The 6,226-nt window shown below is 30.5% G+C and carries 7 protein-coding genes and 2 riboswitches; all 7 genes read right to left on the reverse strand.

All coding sequences use genetic code 11. The features are described from left to right. Positions 1-14 precede the first annotated feature (14 nt). Positions 15-539: a signal peptidase I gene (locus tag ACHAJD_RS09510; RefSeq protein WP_435585634.1), complete on the reverse strand. Its 525-nt coding sequence runs from the start codon at positions 537-539 to the stop codon at positions 15-17. A gap of 27 nt (positions 540-566) precedes the next feature. Further along, entirely contained in the window at positions 567-1,169 is a 603-nt protein-coding gene (locus tag ACHAJD_RS09515; RefSeq protein WP_435585635.1) for a hypothetical protein, read from the reverse strand. Positions 1,170-1,188: 19 nt separating this feature from the next. Further along, positions 1,189-1,776 carry a hypothetical protein gene (locus ACHAJD_RS09520; protein ID WP_435585636.1) on the reverse strand — a complete coding sequence of 196 codons (588 nt, stop codon included), beginning with the start codon at positions 1,774-1,776 and terminating at the stop codon, positions 1,189-1,191. Between the two features lie 26 nt (positions 1,777-1,802). Further along, positions 1,803-2,378, reverse strand: a complete 576-nt coding sequence (locus ACHAJD_RS09525; RefSeq protein ID WP_435585637.1) for a hypothetical protein — start codon at positions 2,376-2,378, stop codon at positions 1,803-1,805. Between the two features lie 24 nt (positions 2,379-2,402). Further along, a complete protein-coding gene (locus ACHAJD_RS09530; protein ID WP_435585638.1) occupies positions 2,403-2,879 on the reverse strand; it encodes a hypothetical protein in 477 nt (158 codons plus the stop codon). 50 nt (positions 2,880-2,929) lie between these two features. After that, positions 2,930-3,006: riboswitch (cyclic di-GMP riboswitch) on the reverse strand. Between the two features lie 131 nt (positions 3,007-3,137). Further along, positions 3,138-3,213, reverse strand: a riboswitch (cyclic di-GMP riboswitch). A 181-nt stretch (positions 3,214-3,394) separates the two neighbouring features. Further along, the gene (locus ACHAJD_RS09535; RefSeq protein WP_435585639.1) at positions 3,395-4,945 is read right to left on the reverse strand and encodes a diguanylate cyclase; all 1,551 of its coding nucleotides are present in this window, start codon (positions 4,943-4,945) and stop codon (positions 3,395-3,397) included. Between the two features lie 19 nt (positions 4,946-4,964). Further along, positions 4,965-6,080, reverse strand: coding sequence for a hypothetical protein (locus ACHAJD_RS09540; protein ID WP_435585640.1), 1,116 nt, complete (start codon positions 6,078-6,080; stop codon positions 4,965-4,967). Positions 6,081-6,226: the final 146 nt, after the last annotated feature.

The raw sequence follows: 6,226 nt of genomic DNA on the forward strand, positions 1-6,226 counted from the left end.
TTCCTTAATATTAGTTAGTTTTTTTTGAAAAACATTTTATAGACAATGTAAATAATTATAATATCAACAACGATGACTATTCTACCAATAGTAGATTGTGCAAATAGTAAAAAAGAACCGACTTTTTGTATTCTAAATACATAAACCCCGTTTATATCTTCCTTGCTTAGTTCCCATGAATCTGGTTCTGTTTCTCCTTCAGGTCTTGTTAAATAGGTTGTTGAACCATTAACCGTTGTAATACTGTGAATATAATGAACTACCACAACATCTTGGTTATTGATAGTAACATTCACCGCAACAATATCGTCTACAGCTAAGTCTTCATAGTTTACTTTTTGGTTGATAACAACAACATCACCTACATTAATAACCGGTTCCATGCTTGCAGAGACAATAACGTAATGTTGATATCGATTAAATAAAGGAATGCCCTCAAACATTAAGGCAATACCAATGTACACAAGAAAGACTGTAAAAATTACTTTTAACAGCTTAATAAGATTCATTTTTTTACTTGTCTTTTTGTGCATTGGCATGATGCAAACCCCTCTTTTGCTTATATATTAAGCGTTTGGTTGTAAAGCTTGAAAATGAACACTAAAATTTAACGCTTGATTAGCTAAGGCTTCTTTTGCTGATAAACTATCAGGTTCATTCATTGTAACCGTAATAAACACTTTAAAATTAAAGACCTCAAGAACTTCATTATAATACGCGTTACCTTCTGTAAGCATAATCGTTAAGGTATCTTGGTTACTATAAAAATCTGTTTCATCTAGTGATATAAAGAAATTAAAGTGTTCACTTAGGTTTTCTAATTCTGAATCTGTCATAATATCTATAATGTTAATGACTAATGAGCCATCTTTATTAAAAATAATATCATATTCATATTGATAATAATAGACGTCGTTACTTCCTTTAAATGCTTTCATTGGAATTAAACGTTCACCATTTGAAGGTGCACGTAATACTTTAACTACATCAAGGTTAGCACCATCACCAATAATGATGATGTTGTCATCATTATCAGAGGCGTTATCCCAAACCGCAAATGCGATGGATGAAGTGATTGTTAAAGAAAGAAATAGTAATATAGCGAGTCTAAATCTGGTAACTTGTAAAAATTTTATTCCAAATAAATAATATGCCGATCGATTTTTCATTCTAATCAGTCCTTAAAGACTATTCTTGTAATGATGACCCGTTGTTTACTAACTCAAATGCAATATTAAATGATACTTCTCCACCTGCAATAGCGTTATATTCAGCAAGTGTTAAATCTTCATTTGATTGTGGTTCAAGTGTAATAGTTACTAAAACTGTAACGGTGTTAACTGAATCTGTAAATGCATTTTCTACTGTTAATTCTAGTGTTTCTGAACTTGAAGCACCTACTTCAATTGTAACAGTAAATACTTTTGGAACATTTGTATAAGCTACACCATTAACTTCAAATGATGTAATTTCAGTAATTAAGTTTGCAAGCATTCCCTCTTTTAATGGTTCTTCTAATTTGAGGACATAAGTAAATGAATATTCCGTTGTATAATCTGCTTCATACGCTGCATAAAAAGATCCTGCAGGGACTAAAATTCTTTCATCTTCTACTACTGACTCAATTTCTAAACGGACACCGTATCCTAAATCGATGGTTTCATCACGGTCTATTTCTAGTTGATCCCACCATGCAAATGCCAGACTAGATCCTGCAACAACAAATAATAATAGTAATGCAAATAATGATTTTTTAAAGGTTAATTTTTTTAACATAATTTTGTTCTCCATTTTTTATTTTTTTAGTTTATTGGTAGTGCTTCAAAAACGATATCAAAACTTATGGTTTGCCCTTTTAATAAGTCATAAGCAATTTGATAGTCTTCTTGGTTTGCGAGTTTTGTGAGGAAAACCCTGAAATAAATCGTAACTTCATAGCGTCCATCTTCATTACGTTGTAAAGAAAATGGCGTAATTTCTTCTAGGTGTGCTTCTTCATTTTCAAATGTAGAGATACTAGAAATTTGTAGTATTACTATATCGTTAAATGGATGTTCCCCATCACCTATACTTATTGAATCCTTATCCACAGTAACTTTTAGTATGCCTTCTTTATTGAAATAAACGTGATAACTAATAATAATTTCATCCACTTCGTTAATCCCTTTGAAATTCCCTTTTGGAACTAGTATTTTTGGTGAAGTTACCTGTTTGTTAACGGTTAATATTGCCCCTTCTCCAAGAACAATTTCATTATCATTAATTACCTGTGTTGTATTATCCCAAAAAGCAAAAGCTACACGACTTCCGATAAGCATCAGTATTAATAACATTAAAATGGGGATGCGTTTCTTGTTTGATATTAAATAAGCGCTCATATCGCTAACCCCTTAACTATGTTGTTATGGTGTTGCAGTAAATGTTAAATCAAAAGTTATATCTTTATTAGCTACCGCATCATATTCAGTTTGATTAGCAGGTAAAGTTAAGGTTACGGTAATTGTAACAACTGCTGAAGTATCTGAAATCGTTGCTGGTGCTGAAATAACGATATTAACTAAAGAACTATAGGTTGCTAAGTTATCTATTAAAACATTGCTTTCTTCAACCGTTAAGTTTAACGGATCTGTAGTTGCAGTGCTTAATACAACATTATAAGTTAATACTACTTCTGTAACATCACCAGTTTTTTCAACAACACCTGATGGGACTAAGTTCCCTGTTGTTTGTGAACCAACTGTAACATTTAAAGTTACCCCTTGACCTACACCAATCGTTACGGTTTCATCCGTTTCTAAATTGTCCCACCATGCAAATGCAAACGCTGAACCACTAAATAGTACTACTAGTAAAAATAATACGCCTAATTTTTTTTTCATATGTATCCTCCATATTTATTTTTTTCTATATATAAAAATAGCCAATTGCGCTTGGCAACTGGCTATCTATTTTCTAGACCCTATAGTTTTCCGTCCCTAGATCACTCTAAGTTTGGCTTTATCATTTGATAGCTATTAGTATAACTAATTTACATTTTATTTAATTTTAGTATCAATGTCAAGTTTTTTACTTTGCTAAAAATCGCTTGAATTCTAAACTTTATAGCACATTTCTATAAAAAAAGCCCTCTGCAAAAAGTATGCAACTGGCTATCTATTATTAGACCCTGTAGTTTTCTGTCGCTAGATTGCTCTAGGTTTGGCTTAATATATAACTATACTATGTGTTTGTGAAATAAATATATACTATTTAACATTGAATGTCAATAATAATGAATTACTATTTAATAAGCCTTTGGTTTAGACCTATTCTCAATATTAATAGTAATAATACAATACACTACTTCTTTTTAAAATACTTATAAAATGCTTAAAAAAATCCCAATAAGGGATTTTTAAGTTTTAACACAGTTTCTACCGCTATTTTTAGCGCGATACAATGCTTCATCTGATAAGCCTATAAGTTGATCCACTGTTTCTATATCTGGATTATAAGCACTTACTCTAAAACTTACGGTTATAATTTCTTCTTCAATTAGTGAAATGCCTTTAACATGGACGCGTAGTTTTTCAGCGACTATAACCGCTTTTTTTAAATCTGTCTCTGGAAGCAATATGGCAAACTCTTCGCCACCCCATCTAGCAAATATATCTGTAATTCTAATCTTAGATTGAATCGCTTGGACCAGGTTTTTTAAAACTTCGTCGCCTTTTTTATGACCGTAATTATCATTTATATGTTTGAAAAAGTCTATATCTAACATAATAATGCTTAATTCTTTATTATATCTACGTGCTTTTTCTAACTCAATTTTAGCAATTTTTCTAAAGTAGAAACGGTTAGATATGCCTGTTAGGGTATCTTTAGTGGATAAGTCTTGAAGTTTTAATTTATCAATGCCGTATATGACAAACATTACGATTAATGCTAAGAAGAATCCTGTGATGAATGTGGCTGAAATCCGTAATTGATTGCTATAAGTTATTAATAAGTTGTCTTCATAAATGATTACCATATAGCCAACATGGTTGTTTTTAACATTACGAAGGTCTTGAAATAATAGGATATAATTTTTGCCTTGATATTCTGTATAATAATAAAAATCCGCTTTTTGCTCCATTAACAAGGCTAGATTAGCTTGATGGACTGTAAAAAAATGATCGTAGCTACTTTTATCGAAATGATACCTTAAATCATCGAATTGATTATTCACAATGTTGTCAACTACATAGTTATCTGAAATAATACAATCAGAATAATAAATTAAATAATCTTCAAATGAAACCTCTTGGATGAGTGCTTTATCTAATAAGAAAAAATTATCTCTAGTTGGAAATAGATTGTAAAATGTTTCCATTAAAGTCGCGATTGAAAGAGAAATTTCAATACTCCCAACATGGGTGTCTTCATAAAACAATGGATACACAAATCGGTAACCAGAAAATGTTTTACCCTCTTCAAATCCAGAAGCAAATACGCGTTCTGTATTGGCTATTCTTACGGTTTCTCTTATATCAAATAAATAATCACCAAACTCTGTAGGATTATGAAATCTTAAAAAACTTTCACCACTTGGTAAGTGGATATGAAGTTGGTGAATATTTGATTCGAGTAGTAATTCGTATATATCTAGTAAAGAAACATAGAGTTCATTCCTAATCGTTGTTTTTTCCAACTCATTAGCTAAAGCAACTTCGTTTAATTTTTCTAATAAGTTTGTCGATGTAATTAAATCCGCATAAACATAGTCAGTAAAGTTTTTATAACTAACATTGGTTGCATTCACCGCATCAGAAAAGTTTGTTTGCTGCGTATTAATATAGTTGTTTTTTTCAGTGTTGATGGTGTTATATACACTAACCATAGTAAAAATATACACTATAAATATCCCAATGATGATAATACTATATCGCCTAAAAAGTTTTTGCTTATCGCTTAAATTCATAGCCCTTCCCCTAGCTACACTATGACTTTAAATCTTCTTCGTTTTGTACTTTTGGTTTATCAGTTGCTTTTTTAGGCGGCTTTTTTTTAGTTTTAGGTACTTCTTCTTTAACGATTTCATTTTCTTCGCTGATTGGTTTTATATCGGGTTCTTGTGGATCTTCTTCAAGTTGAATAGATTCATCTTTATCTAAATTACCTAACTCATTTTCTTGAGACTCTAACACCTCACTAATTAGTGTTTCATCTAAATGGGATTCTGATTTTTCTAGTTCTAAATCGGACAAGCTAACTTGTGTTAGTTCTTTTTCTTTTTGAATCTCTAAAAGTTTTTCATTAATATTAAATTCACTATCTTTTAGTTGATCAACGGTTAAATCTTTATGTTTTAATGCGTACAATAATCTTTCAAAATAAAAATCTTGTTTTCTTTCATTTTCCAGTAGATTAATGGCTTCTTTAACCGTTTCAGCTCTGTTGGTGTCAAAATAGTCAAAAATTAAATCGATGTGTTTATAGTATTTTTGATGAAGGATTGTACTTTTTTCAATTTTTTGTTGATGTTTTGATAATTCTTTTTCATCCTGCTTAATCCCTTTTTGTAACATTACAACCTTATCCTGGATTTTTCCATGATAGGCTTCTACAAGTTTAATAGCAGCTTCTTTTGCTTGTTCTATTTTAGGTTCACTTTTTTTAACTAAAATGATGCGTTTAATTTTAGTTTGTAGTGTCCATAGTTTTTTCGGAATAACAAGCATAAGTACAACAAAAATAATCACACCTAAAATAATGCTACCAATAATAAAGAGCCGTTCATTACCAGGTGCAATGATATCGTTCGTGGCAAGATTATAGCTTATTATTAACGGTATAGATGCAAAAATTATTCCAATGGTACTATTTAACACCATTGCGGTAATCACTTTGAGTATGGTAGTTTTTTGAATGGTTTCTTCTAAAGTGTTTTTTGCTTTATAGTAAGGAAACTCAGGATGATTAAAATCAATATTAACTTGTTTTAAATCATTGATTTGTTCGTTTTTCTTGTCAATATTGATTTGTAATGCTGTTGCTTCGTGAATATGTAAAACGAGTTCTTTTAATGCATTATAGTCTTTGTTTGTTTTATCCAAGTTGCATACTCCTTCCCCGGTAGTGTTGCAAATTTATACTTACATTATAACATTAAAGATTTAAATTCAATATTTTTAAAAGATGGGTAAATAAAAAGTAAACAACCGTGGTTGTTTACTTCAAAACTCTCTTTATTAATTTTTCT

It is taken from the genome of Liberiplasma polymorphum (assembly GCF_043951795.1).
GTDB classification, from domain to species: Bacteria; Bacillota_I; Bacilli_A; order Izemoplasmatales; family Izemoplasmataceae; genus Liberiplasma; species Liberiplasma polymorphum.

What these genes read in the sequence shown, in the direction of transcription:
- ACHAJD_RS09525 (WP_435585637.1), bottom strand. Translation starts at nt 2,378, where the DNA reads ATGAGCGCTTATTTAATATCAAACAAGAAACGCATCCCCATTTTAATG.
- ACHAJD_RS09530 (WP_435585638.1), bottom strand. Translation starts at nt 2,879, where the DNA reads ATGAAAAAAAAATTAGGCGTATTATTTTTACTAGTAGTACTATTTAGT.
- ACHAJD_RS09535 (WP_435585639.1), bottom strand. Translation starts at nt 4,945, where the DNA reads ATGAATTTAAGCGATAAGCAAAAACTTTTTAGGCGATATAGTATTATC.
- ACHAJD_RS09515 (WP_435585635.1), bottom strand. Translation starts at nt 1,169, where the DNA reads ATGAAAAATCGATCGGCATATTATTTATTTGGAATAAAATTTTTACAA.
- ACHAJD_RS09520 (WP_435585636.1), bottom strand. Translation starts at nt 1,776, where the DNA reads ATGTTAAAAAAATTAACCTTTAAAAAATCATTATTTGCATTACTATTA.
- ACHAJD_RS09510 (WP_435585634.1), bottom strand. Translation starts at nt 539, where the DNA reads ATGCCAATGCACAAAAAGACAAGTAAAAAAATGAATCTTATTAAGCTG.